Consider the following 18,104-nt stretch of genomic DNA (forward strand, 5'->3'; position numbering starts at 1 on the left):
ATTGTCAAACAAGGTAAGAGACAAGGAGTTTTTAATGCAATATCGAACAGTTAATCCTGCGACCGGGAAGGTCCTCAAGACTTTCGAAAGCGCAGGCGACGGTGAGATCGAAGCGGTCGTCAAGAGGGCACATGAGGTGTTTGAGTCGGATTGGCGACATCGTCCAGTCGCCGACCGAGCCCGTATCGTGAGTCGTGCCGCGACGATTCTTCGAGAGAGAGCAGAAGACTACGCGCAAATCATCACCCGTGAGATGGGCAAGCGGATTGATGAGGCGCGATATGAAGTCTCACTGTCGGCGAATATCCTCGAATACTACGCTGAGCGCGCCAGCGAGTATCTGAAACCGAAGAAGGTGCCTGAGGTGGAAAACGCCGAAGTGCAGATCCATCCGGACGGCGTGTTGCTCGGTATTGAACCTTGGAACTTCCCCTACTATCAGATTGCCCGCGTTGCTGGTCCCCAACTTATGGTGGGCAATGTGCTCATTCTGAAGCACGCCGAGAGTGTTCCTGAGTCGGCACTAGCATTCGCTCGACTTTTCGAAGAAGCAGGTGCTCCAGACGGCGTCTATACGAACGTCTTCGCCACGATCGAACAGGTGGGCAAGATAATCGACGATCCGCGAGTTCGAGGCGTCACGCTCACTGGAAGCGAGCGGGCGGGAGCGTCGGTCGCAGAGCGCGCCGGCCGGAACCTTAAAAAGGTTGTTCTTGAGCTTGGTGGGAATGACGCAATGATCATTCTCGAAGACGCGCCCATGGATTGGGCAATTACGTCAGCCGTGATCGGTCGGACGCTCAATTGCGGACAGGTTTGCGTCGGGTCGAAGCGGATCATCGTTGTTGGCAAGGAGCGCGGCGAGGATTTCCTGAACGGCTTCAAGAATGCGATGGGCGCACTCAAAGCAGGAGATCCTGCCGACTCGAGCACCACGCTGGGACCGCTTTCCTCGGAAAGAGCCTTGACTAACCTGCTCGACCAGGTTCGGCGTGCAACAGAAGCAGGAGCGCTTGTCGAAGCCGGTGGTAACCGAATCGATCGCGAAGGTTTCTACATTGAGCCGACCATTCTGACCAACGTTCAGCCAGAGAATCCGATTTATCGCGAAGAGCTGTTTGGACCTGTGGCGGCGTTTTTCGTTGTGGAAGATGAAGAAGCAGCGATTCGCCTTGCGAATGACTCGCAATATGGTCTTGGTGGCTCAGTTCTGACTGCGGACATTGAACGTGGCCAGCGGGTTGCCGATCGAATTGACACGGGAATGATTTTCGTCAACCGTCCTTTCGCTACGACCCCCCAGCTTCCATTCGGAGGTGTCAAAAACTCTGGTTTTGGTCGCGAGCTATCGCTCGCCGGCTTCGACGAATTTGTGAACAAAAAATTGGTTACGACTGAGCCTGCAGGTAATCCTGTTTTCGGTAAGCCGAAGGCAGGTTGAAGATCGCTGGTGCCCGCCAACGCATTTCAACTTGAGTCTTGAGTGATTCGCTGAACCCACCGTGAATGACTTGATCGGGTTATGACTAGGCCGCTCCCATATAGTCGACCCAGATTATGCGGTCGCTCCGCCGGTATATGCTGCTGAAGACTCCGAAGACAGGAGAAACGGCCGATTCCGTCTGGCTTTTCAAAGGCTTGAGCGTGCTCCAGTTTCTGATGTCGGACGGATGCCCAAATGTCTTGGCTTGAAGGGGAGAAGTGTAGGCATTCGGGTATCGAAAACGATACTCTTCTTGGAGAGAGTTTGAGAAAGGCGTGACGTTGTCATCGAAAAATAAGAGAAGAGGGATTTTGCCTCTACAGAAGTTCACGTTAACGACGTTACTGTGATTGGATGTATTTCTACTGGAGACGAGAAATGGCAAAAGGATATTGGGTTGCGGCGTATCGTGCGATTACCGACGAGAGCAAGCTTGCCGCATATGGTGCCCTCGCTGGACCAGCGGTGGCGGCTGCTGGCGGAAAGTTTCTTGCGCGGGGCGGTGAGGTTCTGGCGTTCGAAGCGGGTCTGAAGGAACGGACGGTCGTGGTCGAGTTTCCGAGCTTTGAGCAGGCAGTCACTGCATACAAAAGCGAGGCTTATCAAAAAGCGTTGGCTGCGCTGGGAGACGGTGCTGAGAGAGATGCCCGTATTGTCGCGGGGGTTGAAGGCTAAGTCTTGGCAATAGTTGCCGAGGATTCCGCCGGCGTCAGATAATATCTGAGATCGGCGGGACCTTAACCTTGTAGGGATTAGTGCACAGGAAGAGAGCGGCGCCGTGAACGCACAAAAAGAGGTGGGCGGTGTTCAACGGTCGTCTCATCCGTCTAGCTATCACGAGTACGTGCGCTCATGTATTGGTTACTTCAGCGTCTGCAAACTCATAATCTTGCGCGTCAAAAGGCGAGATTTCATCTTGGAAAAGGTGCGAATAATCAGGCCAGATAGTCGTGAGGCGCCCGCTCCGCGGATCGACATACCATGCGGTGCAGCCACCCGTCATCCACACCGTTGTCGCGGCGCGTGAGGCAAGATCGTCTCGAAAGCGGTTCTCTGCTTCCCTGCGTACTTCGATTACTGATCGTCCAGTTTTTGCCAGATGCTTTAAAGCGCGCATAACGTGCTGGATCTGCGCCTCGAACATATACACCTGCGAGTTATGTCCTACGCCTGTGTTCGGGCCACCAAGGATGAAGAAGTTTGGAAATCCGCTAACCGATGTAGTCGCGAACGCTTCTGCGCCGGTACTCCAGCGCTCGGACAGACTTTTCCCGTTTGTGCCGATGATTCTTTTCGAAATCGGGAGCTCGGTAGCTTCAAAACCTGTGCATAGAACCAGCGCATCGAGTTCGTGTCTCTTCCCGTCGACTGTGACAATCGCTGAGCTCTCGATATGGTCGATCCCGTCGGTAATGAGACTAACGTTCGATCGGCACATGGCAGGGTAGAAGTCGCTCGATTTCAGAACGCGTTTGCAGCCGATTTCATAGTTGGGCGTCAACATTCGACGTAGTTCGGGGTCCGGAACCTGATCTTCCAGATGCTTCAGAGCAATCGCGGTGGCTTTCGCGAGAAGCGCTGGTACGGCCGCGCGTTGCGCATACCGTTCCTCGTTTTCCCAGAAAATAGCGGAACGCAATTCCTGCATCTTTTCGGGAAACTTGCGGAACACACCTTTTTCTTCCTCGGTGAACTGGCGGTCGAGTCTCGGGACAATCCACGCCGGGGTACGCTGGTACACGCTAACGTGACCAGCGATTTTCGCGATCTCGGGGATGATTTGAATGGCTGAGGCTCCCGTGCCGATGACACCGACGCGTTTGCCGTCGAGCGGGATCTCGTGAGCCCAGCGTGCTGAGTGAAATACGTCACCCCTGAAGTTTTCAAGGCCTTGAATATCCGGCATTTTCGGGTCGGACAGCAGACCAGCGGCGCTTACCAGGAAGCGTCCTCGATAAACATTTTCTCCCGTTCGCACCACCCAGTGTTGGGTCTCGTCATTCCAACGTGCTTCCTTTACGTCCTCGTTGAAGCGAATATAAGGCAACAATCCTTCCTCACGGGCGACCATACGAAGATAGTCCCATATTGCCGGCTGCGAAGAGAAGACGCTAGGCCAGTCTGGATTGAGTCTGAAGGAAAGTGAGTAGAGGTGGGAGGGTTGATCGCACGCCGCGCCAGGATACTGATTGTCGCGCCACGTACCCCCCACATCATCCGCACGCTCAAGGACTATCAGCGATGTTTCGCCCCGGCGCAGCAACTGGGACGCCATTCCGATTCCAGAGAAACCGGTTCCAATTACGATGACGTCGGTCACCGCTTCTTCGTGTTGCAGGGGAGTGTTCATGTAGGCCTTCCTAAACCTGAAAATCATTGAGCTGGCTGAGGCTTCCGTGCTCATAAATACTGACATTTGCACGGTTGCTTTCAATGCGCCGAACGAACTTGTCAATCAATCGAAATACCTCTGCTGGTCGCTCCGTCACCGAACCGTGACCACACGTAAGCTCGGCCAGTGCTGCACCGGCAATTCCACCAGCCAGCTCAAGGCTATGAGCAAATGGGATGAGCTGGTCGAGGCGACTACCTATGACCAGAGTGCGCTGCTGGATGTGGGCGAGTCTGCCTGAGATGTCGAGCACCCGGTTCAGCGCCATCTGCCTGTCGCTTCCCGGGCCCACCGCATATACCTCCGCCAACTGGCAAAGCTCATCCCAGTTACGCGAATTGAGGAACGAGCGCGAGTAGACATTCAGCAACATGAACTCTGCAAGCAAACGCAGGTCGCCTGCTTTACGGAGTCGCTCCCAGAGTGTAAGTCGCAGGCGAATTTCGTTGTCAGTGCGTGCCCATCCATTCAGCAGTACAAGAGAATCGACACTTTCAGTATGGCTTGCTGCGACTTCGATCGCGACGGCGGCACCCAAGGAGTACCCAACGAGCGCGACCTTCTGTCCCGGAACAATCTGATTGATAGTTACGACAACCTGCTGAGCAAGGTTGGAAACGGAAAGGGGGGCATCCTGGTTCCTGCAATCATGATTCTTGTCTGAAAGATCGATTGCGATCACACGATGACGGGATGCCAGCATCGGATACAGCGTAAAAAAGTGCGTTTCTGCCTTGCCTCCGGTTCCGTGGATGAGAACGATGGGTATCTCGCCCTCACGCGCATCGCCACCGTCGTGATATCCGACCTTTGCTGATCCAAATACCACCTCACCGGCCTGGGCGCCAGGATAGATGCTCATTGAAATACTCCTAGTCTTAAAACAGCAGGGGCGGTGGCCGCGCATCTGTCAATTAAATATGCATAACTAAACTAAAATCTGCAACTCGCAAGGGTCGAGTGCGATCTGTTTGCGCGTGCCATCTCGGGTATGAGAGCCAATCGCTCGTCTGCGGTCTTAATCCGAGATGGCCATGAAATGGCAGGGAAAAATCAGGCCAGTCGTCTTGCTAGATCACTGTTTCACGTCCGCGAAGGTGCGCCACGGCGAGATCGCATCGCGCCCCTTCGCGGAGTCCGCGTAGATGCGGCCATAGACGATTTTTCCACCTTCGACCTTGAAGAAAAAAAGGTGCTCATTCCACATGGAGCGACCCGTCTTTGATTCACCGTGTGCGACGACGGGGACGATAATACGATCACCGGTGTCGATGATCTCGTGGAGATCGTAGTCAAAGGAGTTCCAGTGCACAAATACGAGATCCCAAAATTGCTTGTATCCGTCGACACCCTTGAACGTACCACCGTAAGGCAGTGATTCGGGAAATTCGAAGACGATGTCGGGGTGAAACTGGTCGATAAGGGTGTCTCGAGCACTCTTAGAGTGACCAGAAAGGACATTTCGAATAGCATCGACAATTTTAGGATTACTCACTGTTGTCTCCATGAATAGTGAGATTGTTGGCCAGCTGGAATTTGATTCACTACTGGCTGGCCTCAGTAATGTTGATTATTTTTGAAGTGTTAGCTACCGTTTCAGGAGGTGTTCGAACGTGAAATCGACAAATTCGAGCAAGGCGCGATCGCTTTTTTCAACACGCATTCGGAGAATCGCACCCTCCCAACTGCTGACCAAAAAGCGTCCGAGCTGCTTTGCTGGCTGTGCGGACGATACCGTGCCCAACTGCTGAGCTTCTTCAATGCAACTCGTCACCAGGTCGCTCCAACGCTGGAAGTGAGCATCAAGTCGGGCTCGAATCATGTCACTGTGGTCGGATACTTCGAGGCCTAGATTACCGAGCATACAACCGCGGTTAAATCCTGCGGTCCGAAAGGCTTCGATTCTTGCGGCGAAATAGGCGCGCAAGCGAGCAACGGGGGCCATCTCCGGGTTTTCGAGAATGCTTGTAAGAAAAATCCAGTGATTCTCAAAATACTCGTCGACGGCTGCAGCTCCAAAGATCTCTTTGCTTTCAAAGTGATGGTAGAACGAGCCTTTTGCAACCTCAGCGGCATCCGAGATGTCGCTAATACCGGTTGCCGCGTAACCGTTTCCCTCGATCACTCTCAAACCAGCACTCAACAGCTTCTCGCGAGTGCCGGCTTTGGGCTTGGGACCAGGTTTGCGCACTGCTGTCATGTGAATCTGCCCTCTATCTAAAGTTGACCAGTCGGTTCGAATTAAATATAGTGTACCGAGTTTCGACTTGTCAACCCTCCCGGAACGTGTGCTGTGGATGCACCGGACCTTTTTCGGAGACTGTTATGCCAATGATTGACCTCACCCTACCGCGTGGCGCGCTCAGCGCTGACAAGCTGGAAGATCTCATGCATCGGGCTATCAAAACGCTGATGTTTTGGGAAAAAATTCCCGATACCCCGGAAGCTCGCAATATCGCGTGGGCCACCGTTAACGAAGTCGATTCGCGACATATGGTCGTCGGTGGCCTTCCTCCAGAGCGCCCGCGTTATCGCTTTCGCGTGCACACGATTCAGGGTTTGATGGACGAGGGTGCAATCTCGGGAGTCATGCGTGACCTCACGAAGCTCGTCCTTGAGATTGAGGGAAGTGAGCACAATCCCGATAACGCTGGTCGCGTGTGGGTCATCGTGCGCGAATATCCACGCTCGCATTGGGGCATCGGGGGATATCCGTATCCGCCTGCAGGTTTCCGGGCAGCTGCATCTGAGATTCGTGTCTCGCCGGAAGACAAAGTCTACTGAAACGCTTGACGCTTTCTGCAACGCGACTACACGTTATCGCGAGTCGTGGGTCTGTATCGTTACCGGAGAAGAAATGACACGCGCAGCAGTTGTCGAACGGGGTCAGGAGCACCCGGATCTGGGTGTACTTATCCACGGTTTTCTCGACCGGGGGCGTTCGTGGGGTGCACTCGCGCGTAGCTTTCCCGCTAGTTGGGATGTACGGGCGCTAGATCTCCGGGGGGCAGGCAGGCTCGCTACCTCGGAGGGGCCGTATTCACTCGAGCAGGCGGTGCAGGACGTCGTTGACGTGATCAAGCAGGCGGACGCGCGACGCGTCGCGCGTGTCGGCAATAGCATGGGCTGCCTCATTGCCGAACTGGTGGCGGTGGCGATCCCTGAAAAGGTGGCAGCGCTCGTCCTGCTAACTCCTACACCGTTGGGCGGACTTGAGCTCCCCGCGGAAACGCGTGAACTCCTTCGCGAGTCTGGTGGAAACCAGCGGCAACAGCGACTAATCCGCGAACGACTCTCGCTGCGTCTGGCGCCCGAGCAGATAGAGCAGATGACGGATCTCGACGGTCTGATGGGAAAGGATGCGGCCCACGGATATTACGACGCTTTCTCCCAAGGGCACCCACTTGGCAAGGAGCCGAGCCAATTCAAAGGCGCGACTCTTATCGTCGCGTCCACCTCGGACCCGTCGATTCCGCTTGCGCTCGTGCAACAGATTAGGGCCACGCGGTTCCCGGATTCCAGCCTCGAAACCATCGATGATTCGGGTCATTGGCCCCATGTGGAACAACCCGTCCGCACAGGAAAACTGGTGGCAGACTTCCTGTCCAGTATCCCTGGCGGATAAACGCCCGGTATAACACCGTGAACGACATTTGACGCGCAAATCTTTGAGTAGCTGCAACGAACGCATGCGTACCGATGGCGAGAACGCGTTTCTTTCCAGTTTGAAGACGTTCCTGAACTGGATGGTCCCCTGCGCAGAGAGAAGATCAGGCGTCGCACGCTTGAGCGGGTGGTCGCAAGGGGTAGAACTGAGACGCCACTGACGGGTTATTGCTCTGCCGCAGAGCATTGCCGGCACTTCGGCGGCATCGTTCAAGGCTTGCCTCAAAGCGAGCCCGGGTAACGGTACCCGTTCATCAACTATCTCAACCTTCTGGGCGCGCTATTTGTTGAACTGTGAACCTGTCGGTGCCTCAAACAGGATGCCCACAAAATAGTTCCGGGTAGTCACCAATCTAAGGATATATTCATTGTGAAAGCTTTTACGCTGGAAGAAATCAAAGGTGCCGGCTGGTTGAAAGAGGCAAACTACATTGCCGGTGAATGGGTCGCTGCCGACGATGGGAGGACGTACGATGTAGCCGACCCCGCCACGGAAATCCGGATCGGAACTATTCCGTGGGTGGGCGTTTCGGAGACCCGACGCGCAATCGACGCAGCACAAACTGCCTTCAATGATTGGTCGATGACGACAGCAGTCGAGCGCGCAGACAAACTCCACCGCATGGCACAGCTCGTGAGGGACAATCTGGATATCCTTGCGGAAATGCTAACGCTGGAGCAAGGCAAACCGCTCGCCGAGGCGAAGGGCGAAATGAAGCTTGGCGCGGACTATATCCAGTGGTTTGCTGAGGAGGCACGTCGCATCAACGGCGAGATCATCCCTTCGCCGTGGAAGGACCGGCAGATTCTCGTGATCCGTGAGCCTGTGGGCGTAGTGGGTGCGATTACGCCTTGGAATTTCCCGTTCTCGATGCTTTCTCGGAAAGTGGCTCCCGCGCTTGCAGCTGGCTGCACGATTGTTATCAAGCCATCGGAGTTCACACCGTTTTGCGGTCTGCTATATGGAGTTCTGGCTGAGAAGGTCGGCATTCCCGCTGGCGTGGTGAATGTGGTCACTGGCGAAGCTGCTGCGATTGGCGCAGAGCTAACCCAGAGTCCGATTGTGCGAAAGATCACCTTTACGGGGTCGACACGTGTTGGCAAGCTTCTTTACGGGCAATCTGCTGACACGATGAAAAAGCTTTCGATGGAGCTTGGCGGCAATGCGCCCACCATCATCTTTGATGATGCCGACCTCGACCTCGCTGTCGAAAATGCGACGGTCGGCAAGTTCCGTAATAGTGGACAAACTTGCATCTGCACGAATCGCTTTTATGTTCAAGATGGCGTGTACGATGAATTTGCACGTCGCCTCACCGAACGCGTGCAGAAGCTGAAGGTCGCGAATGGCTTCGATGAAGGTGCAGAGCAGGGACCGCTCATTAATTCGGCCGCCATTGCGAAGGTAGAATTGCATGTTGCGGATGCGAAGACCAAGGGCGGGCGTGTTTTGACAGGCGGTAAGCGACACGAGCTCGGAGCCACGTTTTTTGAGCCGACCGTGATTGTTGACGCGAAACCGGACATGCTCATCGCCCATGAAGAGACCTTCGGACCAATCGCTGCGCTGTTCAGATTCAAAGACGAACAGGAAGGTATTGATGCAGCAAATTCAACAGAGTTCGGGCTTGCTTCTTATTTTTTTACCCGAGACGTCGCCCGGATTTTCCGCGTCTCCCGAGCACTTCAAAGTGGAATGGTTGGCGTGAATGCTGGGGTAATTACAACGTCTGAAGTGCCGTTCGGTGGTGTAAAGGACAGCGGAATTGGACGCGAAGGCTCTGCACACGGAATTGAAGAGTATCTAAACCTGAAGTACATCAATCTTGCGGGGCTTTAAGTCACAGCTCAGCTCGTAAGTTCAACGGTCTGCTCCAATGTGAAGTTGTCTTTCACATTGGAGTCCGGGGCAAGACTTTCGCGGCAGCGGCTGCAATGTTGTACTTCAGGCATTCCGCTCTTTGGTGCGTGCCAGCCATGATAGTTCAGCTTCAATCGTGTGCAGAGAGCAGTCCGACGTTCACTCCTGCGATCGACCACTGATACACCTCGCACTTTTCATAGACTCCCGCGATGTTATAAGGGTCATGCCTTATCATTTGCCACACTTCGTTTATGTCCGAAGCCTCGTACACAAACAGTCCACCGACGTTATCACCGAGCGGACCTGCAGCGATAAGCTTTCCAGTGTCCAGCAATTGCTTCGCATAAGCACGATGCGATGGACGCGCTGAGGCCACTTTGTCGGCGTCGAGCACATAACGTGCAAGGTTCACAAACTTCATTCCAGATTCCTTTCTTGTATCGTGAAGATAGGGCATCTGCGCCTGAGTGCGCAGATAAGCGAAGGGTCTGCAAATAGACAACAGAAAACGGAATCACTCCGTTGACTCCGTCTGCGGAACATGTCATCCACTTGAGTTATCTGCCTTGCTGACCCTCGTGAAATATCTCGTCGAGCCGCGGATCTTCAGCGATGTCGCGTAGAGTCCCACGGAGCCCTTCTGTTGCCTGAATGCCAAAAAATTCGATGAATTTGTAGTGTGCCTGTTCCCAGTAAGGCTGCGTATTGGCTATAGCAGTCCGTCCCTTCGTGGTCAATAAAATCGGTCGGCGCCTTCCGTCCCGCTCATCGCGGCCAAGTTCGAGCATGCCGGCGCGCTCTAACGGCCGCAAAGTTTGTCCGAGCGCCGAACGCTCCATTGTCAGAAGATCCGCAAGTTCGCTGACGCTCGGGGGATTAGAAGCGTGACGCTCCAGTTCGCACAAAAGGTTGAACTGGGTAAAGCGCAGGCCGGAGGGGGCCATAATTTCATCGTAGGCATGCGTAAGCCGACGCGATGCCGCGCGCATTGCAGCCGCGATACAAGGACTCCCTGATTTGGGTGACCCGTTCATCGTGCGCGGCTCGCGTCAATGATGACGGCAATTTTTCCTGCAACGTTGCGTTGGGCGCGCATTTCGTCTAATGCCATATTGATTTCCGGGACTTCGCACGGGATCGTCACGGGGACGTGCGGCTTTACTGTACCGGCTTCCGTAGTCGCCGCTGCATCAAGAACGGCTTGGTTCAGTAGTGCGTAACCCGCGTCCTTGTCCGCGTCGGACGCAGAGAAAAGGCTTAGCAGATTGACGTTAACCAGACGCGCGTCCTTTGAGGCGAGTATGTTCGAAACCGGACTCTCGGTTTCAACATTTCGTGTTGTTTTGCCGGGGCCAACGCCAAGAACTACCCAGTCTCCCTTCGAGCGAACAGCCTTCGCTGAATCGACGTAGCAATCCTCGTTGTAAGTAGCGTCATACACGACGTCCACACCTTTGCCGTCAGTCAACTTCGCAATCTCATCTACGACATTGCGTTTCCGATAGTCGAATACGTGGTCGGCACCCGAAGCTTTTGCAAGAGCACGAGATGTCTCGCTCCCACCGCTACTCACAATAAGTTTGGCCCCCAAAGCTCGCGCCTTTTGTATCGCGAGATGGCCAACTCCACCACCACCACCGGGGATATATAAGGTTGAACCATGTGTCACTACATCGTTAAGTGCCAGGAACGCGGACAGATAACAGATTCCCATTGTCCCGGCTTCCACGAAGCTCAGGCCGGCAGGTTTGTGTGCCGCCAGAAATTCTGGCACGAGCGCATAGCTCCCAACCCCTCCGGTAGCCCAAACGCCGTCCTGGTTGCTCGGTACCATGCCGAATACCGCGTCGCCGACCTTGTGACTGGTCACCTTATCGCCAATCACAACGACGATGCCGGCGAAATCGAAGCCGAGTTGAACGGGAGGAGTGCGGCCCAAGAAGTTGCGTTCGGCCAATTTATGGTCGAGAGGATTCAACGAAGATGACACGACATGAACCAGCAATTCATTGGGAGCCGGATTCGGAATCTTGGCTTCAAAAGTCTCGAGCGGCAGGCCGTTCGGCGCGTGCGTATAGCCAATCGCCGTAATGTGTGACAAGGGTGTGGGAAGGTCGAGAGACATAAATTCGGTTCCAAATAACTGGGAGGAAAGAAAAGAGGGGATATCCCCGTATATTGATAGTATAGCGCGCAGCGGTTGGCACGCAAGTAATGCTTTGTGTTGAGAATGCCTGAATGTGCGCTGGAAATTGAACGATGATGGCGCCTGTGTAGCCTGAACGATGGGCAGAGTCGGATATCGTGAGATTGCGTGAGGTGAAGATGCAGCTTCCGGGCTGCGCGTCAAGGACGGGATGTTGCTACTCGTGGAGCTTGGACGAGCGAAGGTCTCCTTGACTTGACCCAATCCCAGAGGAGTGAAGCAGAGGATCGAAGGAAAGCATTGCAGTTTCAGGGCGCAAACCGAAACGAGCGGAAGCGGCGCGCCAATTCGAATAGCTGCCAGTCTTCCGCTCGTGCAGTGAGCGCTTGTCGAAACCAGATACGCGAATACGTCAGTCTGCTGATTCCCAGCCTCCGCCCAACGCCATGAACAGGTTTACCTGATCGAGGGATGTTCGCGAACGCGAAGCTGCCAATGCACTTTCTGAGCTTGCGAGCGTTCGTTCGGCGTCAAGCGTTGCCAAATCACCGCTCCGTCCTTCGGACTGAAGTTCATGCGCGTCTTGGGCGGCTCGCGCGGCATCGTCGCGTGCAGACGTTAAAGTACTCTCTTGTTGGAGATCGTGGCTGTAGTTGTTCATTGCGGATTCGACATCGCGTAGCGCACCCAGGACGGTTCCATCGAATCGGGCTAACTGCGCCTGTTGTGCGGCATTCGCAGCTGCAATTCGTGCGCGTGTGGGGTTCTGGTTCAGTTGCCACTGGACGAATGGGCCGACGGACCATTCGTTGGTGCTGTGCTCCAGAAAGTCGCTGGTCACCCCTGTCGAACCAATCGACGCACGCAGCACAATCCGGGGGTAAAGGTCAGCGGTTGCTACGCCAATTCTCGCAGTCGCTGCAGCGAGTTGGCGCTCGGCTGCACGCACGTCAGGACGCCGTTTGAGCAGGGAAGCGCCATTGCCCACAGGGATTGGCGATGCAATCGGGGGAACCTCTACACAACTAGTGAGACTCTCGTCGAACTGGCTCGGTGGCTTACCTGTCAGAACGGCGAGTTGATAGAGGGCGTTCTGGCGACGGGCTTCGATGACCGGAATGGCAGCGCGCAACTGGTTTACCAAGGCTTGTGAACGGGTCACGTCGAGGCGTGTCGCCCGGCCGTTTTCCTGAAGGCGACGTGTGAGGTCAAGGCTTTGCTGCTGAAGGTCAACGGACCGATGTGCAACGGCAAGTTCGTCACCATCTGAACATACCTGGACATAAAATCGAGTGATCTTCGCCGCGACGGTGACGCGCACCCAGTCGCGCGCCGCTGCAACCGATTGCGAGTCAGCCTGCGACGCTTCGACACCGCGCTGAATCCGGCCGAAAAGATCTACCTCGTATGAAGCCGACAGTTCAATATCGTACAGGTTGTCAGCAGGAAGATTCTCGGCTGGCGACAGATACGATTCGGCAGACAGCAAAGCCCTTTCGAACCCGCCTCCAAAGCTCAGTTGCGGTTGACCTTGTGATTTGGCGAGCCGAACCAGAGATTGGCTGCGCGTGAGATTGGCCTCAGCTACTCGCAAGTCAGTGTTCGCGGCAAAGCCTTCTGTGACAAGACGGTCGAGAACATCGCTCTGATACAGATGCCACCAACGGTCGGCAATCTGAGTCTCGTCGAAAGTGGGATTGTTTTTGGCACCAACAAAGGTCCCCTGAGCCGCCGTATTGTTAAATTGCGCAGCCTCGGGCAGTTTGTAATCTGGGCCAACCGCGCAGCCAGAGAGGATAGAGGCGACGAGTGCTGTGCAAAGTGCGAGCGGGCGAGCTGATAGAGGTAGCGTCATTGTGTCTGCTCCCTCTGCTTATCGTCAGCTTGCGGCTGGGAAGCCGGGTGGCGCCGGTCGGAGTCGGATTCCTCCAAGGTTACCGTTGCGGTGCGACCTGCGATAAGAAGCAAATCGCTCGGCGCGTGATCAATATGGATTCTGACGGGGACTCGTTGTGCGAGTCGAACCCAGTTGAACGTCGGGTTTACATTTGCCAGGAGCTCGCCACTAGTGGAACGGTCACGATCCGTAATGCCAGGTGCGATGCTGTCGACGTGACCGTGCAATTGTCGAGAATCTCCCATCAGTTCGATGGTTGCCTGGTCGCCGACATGTATTCTGCGCAGTTTTGTTTCCTCGAAATAACCATCGACGTGCAACGAGGCCGCGTCTACGACACCGAACGCTGCGTGACCGGCGGTAAGGTAATCACCCGGGCGCAGTTGTACATCTGCGGCAACGCCATCGACCGGTGCTACCACGGACGCCCGTTGGAGATTGAGCCGGGCGGTGTTACGCGCGGCCACTGACTGCGCGATGGTTGCGTTGGCTTGCGTTAGCGAAGCTTTTGCCTGGGAGATCCCGGCCGTCGCCTGTATCACCGATGCGTGGGCCTCAGCGACAGCGGCTTCCAGCTGCGCTACTTTCGCGTTGCCCTGTTGAACCGCTTCTGTCGAAACGAGCGTCCCAAGTTTGAGATTGCGCGTGTCTTCACGTTGTGCTTCAGCGAGGAGTGCCGATTGCGCTCGCAGCGTGGCGGACGCTGCCTGCACCTTGGCTTCAGCCTCCGAAATGTTCGACTGGGCGCGTTCTGCGCCTGCCTGGCTTTGTTGCAGCGCCGCCTCTGCCTGTTGCAGAGCAATCTCAAATCTGGCGCGATCGATGACAAAGAGAATTTGTCCCTTGTGGACAGGCATATTGTCCTGTACGTGTACTTCCGTCACGAGCCCCGACACATCAGGTGCGACACTCGCGACATCCGCACGAAGACGGCCGTCGCGTGTCCATGGATCGACACGATAGTAATGCCACAACCACCCTGCGGCGAGCAAAGCCACGCAAACGATGATGATGGTGACGATGGTACGTCCAGCCTGTGTTGCGCCAATTGTCCAACGCATCACGAGATCCTCCAAAGAAATGAGACGAGTTCAAGCGATCGAGCTACGCCTGCCCACAAAATTACGAATAAGGTCAGGTTGACCAGATATCGATTTAAAAAAAAGCGGTAGAGATTGAGGTGCTGCATCAGCCGCGCTAGTACCAGTAGAAGGCCGGCAGCGATACAGGCCGTAACCACCGCAGCGGCAACGTAAACACCGGAAAGATTGAACTCGCCGATCATCTTTGATGCTCCGGTTGACTGTAGGCAGGTGCGTCCGGAAACAGGACGCGCCTGAGATTGATGGCCGCGTCTACGCCGGCCTGGCGATCATCCCGATTCGCCAGACTCAAAACGCCTGAGATGGTCCTATCGAGACTGTGCACCATGCTGATGGGAACATGGACCGCCATGCCTGTATGCAAGCTATCCAGATACTGTGCAAGGCTAGTCAGGAAAGAGTCGATCTCGCGTCTGACAGCGGCCGGTGCGTTCGTTTGCAAGAATTTAAGTTCCGCGACGGCAGTCATCAGTTTCGCGTCCCGAAGGATTTGCCTTATCTTGCTATCGTCGTCCGGTTGCAGACGGGTCGCCCTCGGAATGAGCAAACCAACCCGGTCCAATGCTCGGCTGCGTGCTTGCACGACACCTGAATTCAAAGGGGATCGGATCAATGCTGCGAGCTCCCTCCATCCGGCACGCAGTAACCGGTCGATTGCCTTCTTCAGTGGGATTGCACGTGCAATCGAAAGTCCAGTCAACGAAAACAGAAAACCCACACCGGAGCCAAGGAAGGTGTTCAACATGGCAGCAACGTCCGGCTCGAATGTCGGTTGGATCCCTAGCATCAGCGAGAAACCCGCGAGCAGACCGAGACCTATCAGCATGTATTTTGAATTACCGTACAGCCAAAGCATCACAGCCACGGCTGGAAATAGCGCAACGGCCAACATGGGAAATCCATCAATCGAGGGCAGAATGGCGCATTGGTAAAGTAGACCAATTGGCAAAACGGCGAAGTAGCTCCGCACGATTGTCCAAAGGATTGGAGTTGGATTGTCGAAGGCCACGAACAACGCCGAGGACATCGCTGCGAGTGCTACCGCATAGGTTCCGCTTTCCCACTGCGTCACTATGCTGAACACGGCTGCAGCCGTGACGATAGCCCCCGCGACTAACGCGGAGTGTAAGGCGACGCCATGGTCCACGTGAAGCGCGCGCGGCTTTGCGCTGCCAATCATTTCAAGTACAAGGTCATTCGGTTGGTCGCCTGATGAATGGACAAAATCGGCTAAAAACTCGCATTCCTTCCACAGTCTCACCAAATCTGCCAATCTCGCGGTCAAACTCGCGGAAATGAGATCGGACCAGCTCGCTTCGGTGTCCAATGTCGGAGTCAAATCCGCAAGTGAAGATTCGATAACAGCAATCGATTCAGGCCGTGAGTTGACGCCACCTGACATCAGTTTGCGGATATCGGTCAACACCTGAAGAGTCCTGCCGTCGAGATCCCCGCTATCTTGAACCGAGACCAGTCGGTCATGGACCGCGGTGACGGTCGGGAGGAGCATAACGAGTCGCTCTTCCAACGCCCAGAGTGCACGTCTACGCGTCTGAGAAAACTCGCCTTCGAAGTACCAATCGGTCGCGAGCAGATTAATCTCGGTAAGACGTGCCGCCGCGCCAGTCGGAAGGCCTGCTTCCGTGGGTTCCTGAAGTCCTCTGTTGATCCATTCGCGCGCGTCGTTCATGACTGCGTCCAGCTTGGCTAATACGACCGGTCCAACGCGCTTTGGAAAAAGGAGGCTCTGTACGATCGCAAAGGCAAATACCCCAATCAGGATTTCTTCGACTCGCAAGACGGTGATGTTGAAGATGTTTTCAGGTGTTCGTGCTGCCGGTAGGCCAACGAAAGCAAGCGTGTAGCCTGAAAGGAGAAACGCGTAGGATCGTGGTGACCGGACCAGCGCGCCGAGATATACGCAAAGCGCTAGCCACCCTGCAATCACGAAGAACAATAGCCCAGGAGAACTTGAAACCGTCGGGATAAACACAACACATGCAATTCCGCCAACCACCGTGCCGGTAGCACGATATAGGGCCTTGGCCCAGATGGCGCCCGTAAGTGGCTGGATAGGTTGTGTCAGGAACACGGTGAGCATTGCCCACCAGGGATTGGTAAGGTCGAACAGGAACGCTGTGTAGAGCGCTGCCAGGACGGCCACGTAGCCCCCGAATACCACCACCAGAGAGCGGGTCGTTCGTTCATCGAAAAGCATCGTTATCCTCGAATCGAAAACGTCGATTTGGTTACGTGACGGATATCAATCATGTGTCGCCGAGATCACGGCCCGGAGTTCGATCATCAACTGACTCATGCGGTCCTGACCAAAGCTGCTTTCAAGGAACTCCTCGGCCAGCGCGCATCGAGCAAGTCCTTCTTCTAATCGTTCAGTTCCTTGCGGCGTCAGACTTATATGTTGCCGACGGCGTGCTTCGACAGAGGCCTCAATATAGCCGCGCCGCAATAGCGGTTGTGTCTCTCGGACAAGTGTTGTTCTATCCAAAGAGAGTGCTTCAGCCAGCTCAATCATTCTTGCGCTGGGATTGCGTCCGACTTCCATCAAAATCTGAAACTGACGGGGTGTAAGGTCCGCTTCCGTAAGGTAGCGACGATATAACCGTGTCACGGATCGAGACGCTTGAGAAAGAAGCGCGACAAAGAGTTCGGTTTGCTGTTCTGAGTGCATACGCACAATATATTAGTGTAGAGGCACACGAACAATGCTCGCAACGGCATCTTTTTGTTGTCGCCGATGATAGTAATTGCTGGCCGAAATGCCCTTGTTCGCGCAAACACAAGGTTGCGCGCGCCTTTGGAAACAGAGGTTAAAAGAGCGGTGTTCAGTGGATGATTTGCCGGCAAGGCAACCCGGGTCGCCTCACGAGGGAATACCGTATTGATCCAATCGCGCGCTCAGGATGGTAAGGAATTGCACAGAGGGACCTTGCTCTCCTGGTCGATGCATCGACGGATGATTTGAGAACGTTGCGGTGCGCCAACTTGCTTCGCGGTGTGTCTCTGTCAAATGCCGCGAGCTCATGCGGAGTACATGGCAGGTGCCTGTCTGATTGCCCTTGGAGCGGGCTCGGTAGGAATGTGGCCCGCCGTAGAGATCGTGTGCGCCAAGGGAAAACAATTTTGGTCTCCCCAAGCAAGAGACTTCGGTATTTTTGACCAGCGGAAAGTAGGAACAGGATTGATCCTATCGTTAGTAATTCCAGCGTTTGTCAACGCAAGCTGAGACTGTGCGACTCGCGCGTCGGCCAATGGCTCAGGTACCACAGGGACCTCGGCCTTCGACGCTTCGTGATCAAGGTCGGTGACGATCGACACGACGTGCACCCAGAAGCTCTTCGCGGGACGAGGCTAACACGACCCCGAAATCGCGAAAGCGCGGAACTCCTCGTACTTACATTGGATCGAACTCCACCGAGTTCATTAGGGGCAGGCAACTGATATTGAGCTTGCCTTGGACCGGCAGTCTGCACGATGCCGTCATCGATACCGGGGCAAACCATACCGACAGATCCACTCAATGCTGGCGCATTTG

General features: G+C 55.0%; 17 protein-coding genes. 5 read left to right on the plus strand and 12 right to left on the minus strand.

The window, feature by feature from the left end; genetic code table 11:
- Positions 1-34 precede the first annotated feature (34 nt).
- Positions 35-1,441 carry an NAD-dependent succinate-semialdehyde dehydrogenase gene (locus DK391_RS11915; protein ID WP_109478200.1) on the plus strand — a complete coding sequence of 469 codons (1,407 nt, stop codon included), beginning with the start codon at positions 35-37 and terminating at the stop codon, positions 1,439-1,441.
- 420 nt (positions 1,442-1,861) lie between these two features.
- A complete protein-coding gene (locus DK391_RS11920; protein WP_109478201.1) occupies positions 1,862-2,158 on the plus strand; it encodes a DUF1330 domain-containing protein in 297 nt (98 codons plus the stop codon).
- Positions 2,159-2,333: 175 nt separating this feature from the next.
- On the opposite strand, the gene DK391_RS11925 is transcribed toward DK391_RS11920, so the two are convergent.
- From DK391_RS11925 to DK391_RS11940, 4 genes are all read right to left on the minus strand, one after another.
- A complete protein-coding gene (locus DK391_RS11925) occupies positions 2,334-3,833 on the minus strand; it encodes an NAD(P)/FAD-dependent oxidoreductase (protein ID WP_109478251.1) in 1,500 nt (499 codons plus the stop codon).
- Between the two features lie 10 nt (positions 3,834-3,843).
- Entirely contained in the window at positions 3,844-4,737 is an 894-nt protein-coding gene (locus DK391_RS11930; protein WP_162600793.1) for an alpha/beta hydrolase, read from the minus strand.
- Positions 4,738-4,950: 213 nt separating this feature from the next.
- A complete protein-coding gene (locus DK391_RS11935) occupies positions 4,951-5,370 on the minus strand; it encodes a nuclear transport factor 2 family protein (protein ID WP_162600794.1) in 420 nt (139 codons plus the stop codon).
- A gap of 93 nt (positions 5,371-5,463) precedes the next feature.
- The gene (locus DK391_RS11940) at positions 5,464-6,075 is read right to left on the minus strand and encodes a TetR/AcrR family transcriptional regulator (RefSeq protein WP_109478204.1); all 612 of its coding nucleotides are present in this window, start codon (positions 6,073-6,075) and stop codon (positions 5,464-5,466) included.
- A 125-nt stretch (positions 6,076-6,200) separates the two neighbouring features.
- On the opposite strand from DK391_RS11940, the gene DK391_RS44275 reads away from it, so the two are divergent.
- The 3 genes from DK391_RS44275 to DK391_RS11955 all read left to right on the plus strand — a co-directional run bounded on the left by DK391_RS44275 (position 6,201) and on the right by DK391_RS11955 (position 9,381).
- A complete protein-coding gene (locus tag DK391_RS44275; RefSeq protein WP_162600795.1) occupies positions 6,201-6,659 on the plus strand; it encodes a hypothetical protein in 459 nt (152 codons plus the stop codon).
- 73 nt (positions 6,660-6,732) lie between these two features.
- Entirely contained in the window at positions 6,733-7,500 is a 768-nt protein-coding gene (locus DK391_RS11950; RefSeq protein WP_109478206.1) for an alpha/beta hydrolase, read from the plus strand.
- 411 nt (positions 7,501-7,911) lie between these two features.
- A complete protein-coding gene (locus tag DK391_RS11955; protein ID WP_109478207.1) occupies positions 7,912-9,381 on the plus strand; it encodes an NAD-dependent succinate-semialdehyde dehydrogenase in 1,470 nt (489 codons plus the stop codon).
- A 151-nt stretch (positions 9,382-9,532) separates the two neighbouring features.
- Here DK391_RS11955 and DK391_RS11960 read toward each other — a convergent pair whose 3' ends face one another.
- The 8 genes from DK391_RS11960 to DK391_RS11995 all read right to left on the minus strand — a co-directional run bounded on the left by DK391_RS11960 (position 9,533) and on the right by DK391_RS11995 (position 17,240).
- Positions 9,533-9,826 (minus strand): YciI family protein, encoded by a 294-nt coding sequence (locus tag DK391_RS11960; RefSeq protein WP_162600796.1) that lies wholly within the window; start codon positions 9,824-9,826, stop codon positions 9,533-9,535.
- 136 nt (positions 9,827-9,962) lie between these two features.
- On the minus strand, positions 9,963-10,394 hold the full coding sequence (locus tag DK391_RS11965; RefSeq protein WP_162600797.1) for a MarR family winged helix-turn-helix transcriptional regulator: 432 nt from the start codon (positions 10,392-10,394) through the stop codon (positions 9,963-9,965).
- A gap of 41 nt (positions 10,395-10,435) precedes the next feature.
- Positions 10,436-11,530, minus strand: a complete 1,095-nt coding sequence (locus DK391_RS11970) for a zinc-binding dehydrogenase (protein ID WP_109478210.1) — start codon at positions 11,528-11,530, stop codon at positions 10,436-10,438.
- Between the two features lie 433 nt (positions 11,531-11,963).
- A complete protein-coding gene (locus DK391_RS11975; RefSeq protein ID WP_109478211.1) occupies positions 11,964-13,406 on the minus strand; it encodes an efflux transporter outer membrane subunit in 1,443 nt (480 codons plus the stop codon).
- Positions 13,403-14,509: an HlyD family secretion protein gene (locus tag DK391_RS11980; RefSeq protein WP_109478212.1), complete on the minus strand. Its 1,107-nt coding sequence runs from the start codon at positions 14,507-14,509 to the stop codon at positions 13,403-13,405. The genes DK391_RS11975 and DK391_RS11980 overlap by 4 nt, the downstream gene beginning before the upstream one ends.
- Complete coding sequence (locus DK391_RS11985) at positions 14,509-14,733, minus strand: DUF1656 domain-containing protein (RefSeq protein WP_109478213.1); 225 nt, start codon at positions 14,731-14,733, stop codon at positions 14,509-14,511. The genes DK391_RS11980 and DK391_RS11985 overlap by 1 nt, the downstream gene beginning before the upstream one ends.
- Positions 14,730-16,769, minus strand: coding sequence for an FUSC family protein (locus tag DK391_RS11990; RefSeq protein ID WP_109478214.1), 2,040 nt, complete (start codon positions 16,767-16,769; stop codon positions 14,730-14,732). Before DK391_RS11990 ends, DK391_RS11985 begins: the two co-directional genes overlap by 4 nt.
- 45 nt (positions 16,770-16,814) lie before the next feature.
- Positions 16,815-17,240 (minus strand): MarR family winged helix-turn-helix transcriptional regulator, encoded by a 426-nt coding sequence (locus DK391_RS11995; RefSeq protein ID WP_109478215.1) that lies wholly within the window; start codon positions 17,238-17,240, stop codon positions 16,815-16,817.
- Between the last annotated feature and the right edge of the window lie 864 nt (positions 17,241-18,104).

The organism is Paraburkholderia sp. C35 (assembly GCF_003121405.1).
GTDB lineage: Bacteria > Pseudomonadota > Gammaproteobacteria > Burkholderiales > Burkholderiaceae > Paraburkholderia.

Coding starts and splice junctions, on each gene's coding strand:
- DK391_RS11915 (WP_109478200.1), top strand. CDS start 35: ATGCAATATCGAACAGTTAATCCTGCGACCGGGAAGGTCCTCAAGACT.
- DK391_RS11920 (WP_109478201.1), top strand. CDS start 1,862: ATGGCAAAAGGATATTGGGTTGCGGCGTATCGTGCGATTACCGACGAG.
- DK391_RS11925 (WP_109478251.1), bottom strand. CDS start 3,833: ATGAACACTCCCCTGCAACACGAAGAAGCGGTGACCGACGTCATCGTA.
- DK391_RS11930 (WP_162600793.1), bottom strand. CDS start 4,737: ATGAGCATCTATCCTGGCGCCCAGGCCGGTGAGGTGGTATTTGGATCA.
- DK391_RS11940 (WP_109478204.1), bottom strand. CDS start 6,075: ATGACAGCAGTGCGCAAACCTGGTCCCAAGCCCAAAGCCGGCACTCGC.
- DK391_RS44275 (WP_162600795.1), top strand. CDS start 6,201: ATGCCAATGATTGACCTCACCCTACCGCGTGGCGCGCTCAGCGCTGAC.
- DK391_RS11950 (WP_109478206.1), top strand. CDS start 6,733: ATGACACGCGCAGCAGTTGTCGAACGGGGTCAGGAGCACCCGGATCTG.
- DK391_RS11960 (WP_162600796.1), bottom strand. CDS start 9,826: ATGAAGTTTGTGAACCTTGCACGTTATGTGCTCGACGCCGACAAAGTG.
- DK391_RS11965 (WP_162600797.1), bottom strand. CDS start 10,394: ATGCGCGCGGCATCGCGTCGGCTTACGCATGCCTACGATGAAATTATG.
- DK391_RS11970 (WP_109478210.1), bottom strand. CDS start 11,530: ATGTCTCTCGACCTTCCCACACCCTTGTCACACATTACGGCGATTGGC.
- DK391_RS11975 (WP_109478211.1), bottom strand. CDS start 13,406: ATGACGCTACCTCTATCAGCTCGCCCGCTCGCACTTTGCACAGCACTC.
- DK391_RS11980 (WP_109478212.1), bottom strand. CDS start 14,509: ATGCGTTGGACAATTGGCGCAACACAGGCTGGACGTACCATCGTCACC.
- DK391_RS11985 (WP_109478213.1), bottom strand. CDS start 14,733: ATGATCGGCGAGTTCAATCTTTCCGGTGTTTACGTTGCCGCTGCGGTG.
- DK391_RS11990 (WP_109478214.1), bottom strand. CDS start 16,769: ATGCTTTTCGATGAACGAACGACCCGCTCTCTGGTGGTGGTATTCGGG.
- DK391_RS11995 (WP_109478215.1), bottom strand. CDS start 17,240: ATGCACTCAGAACAGCAAACCGAACTCTTTGTCGCGCTTCTTTCTCAA.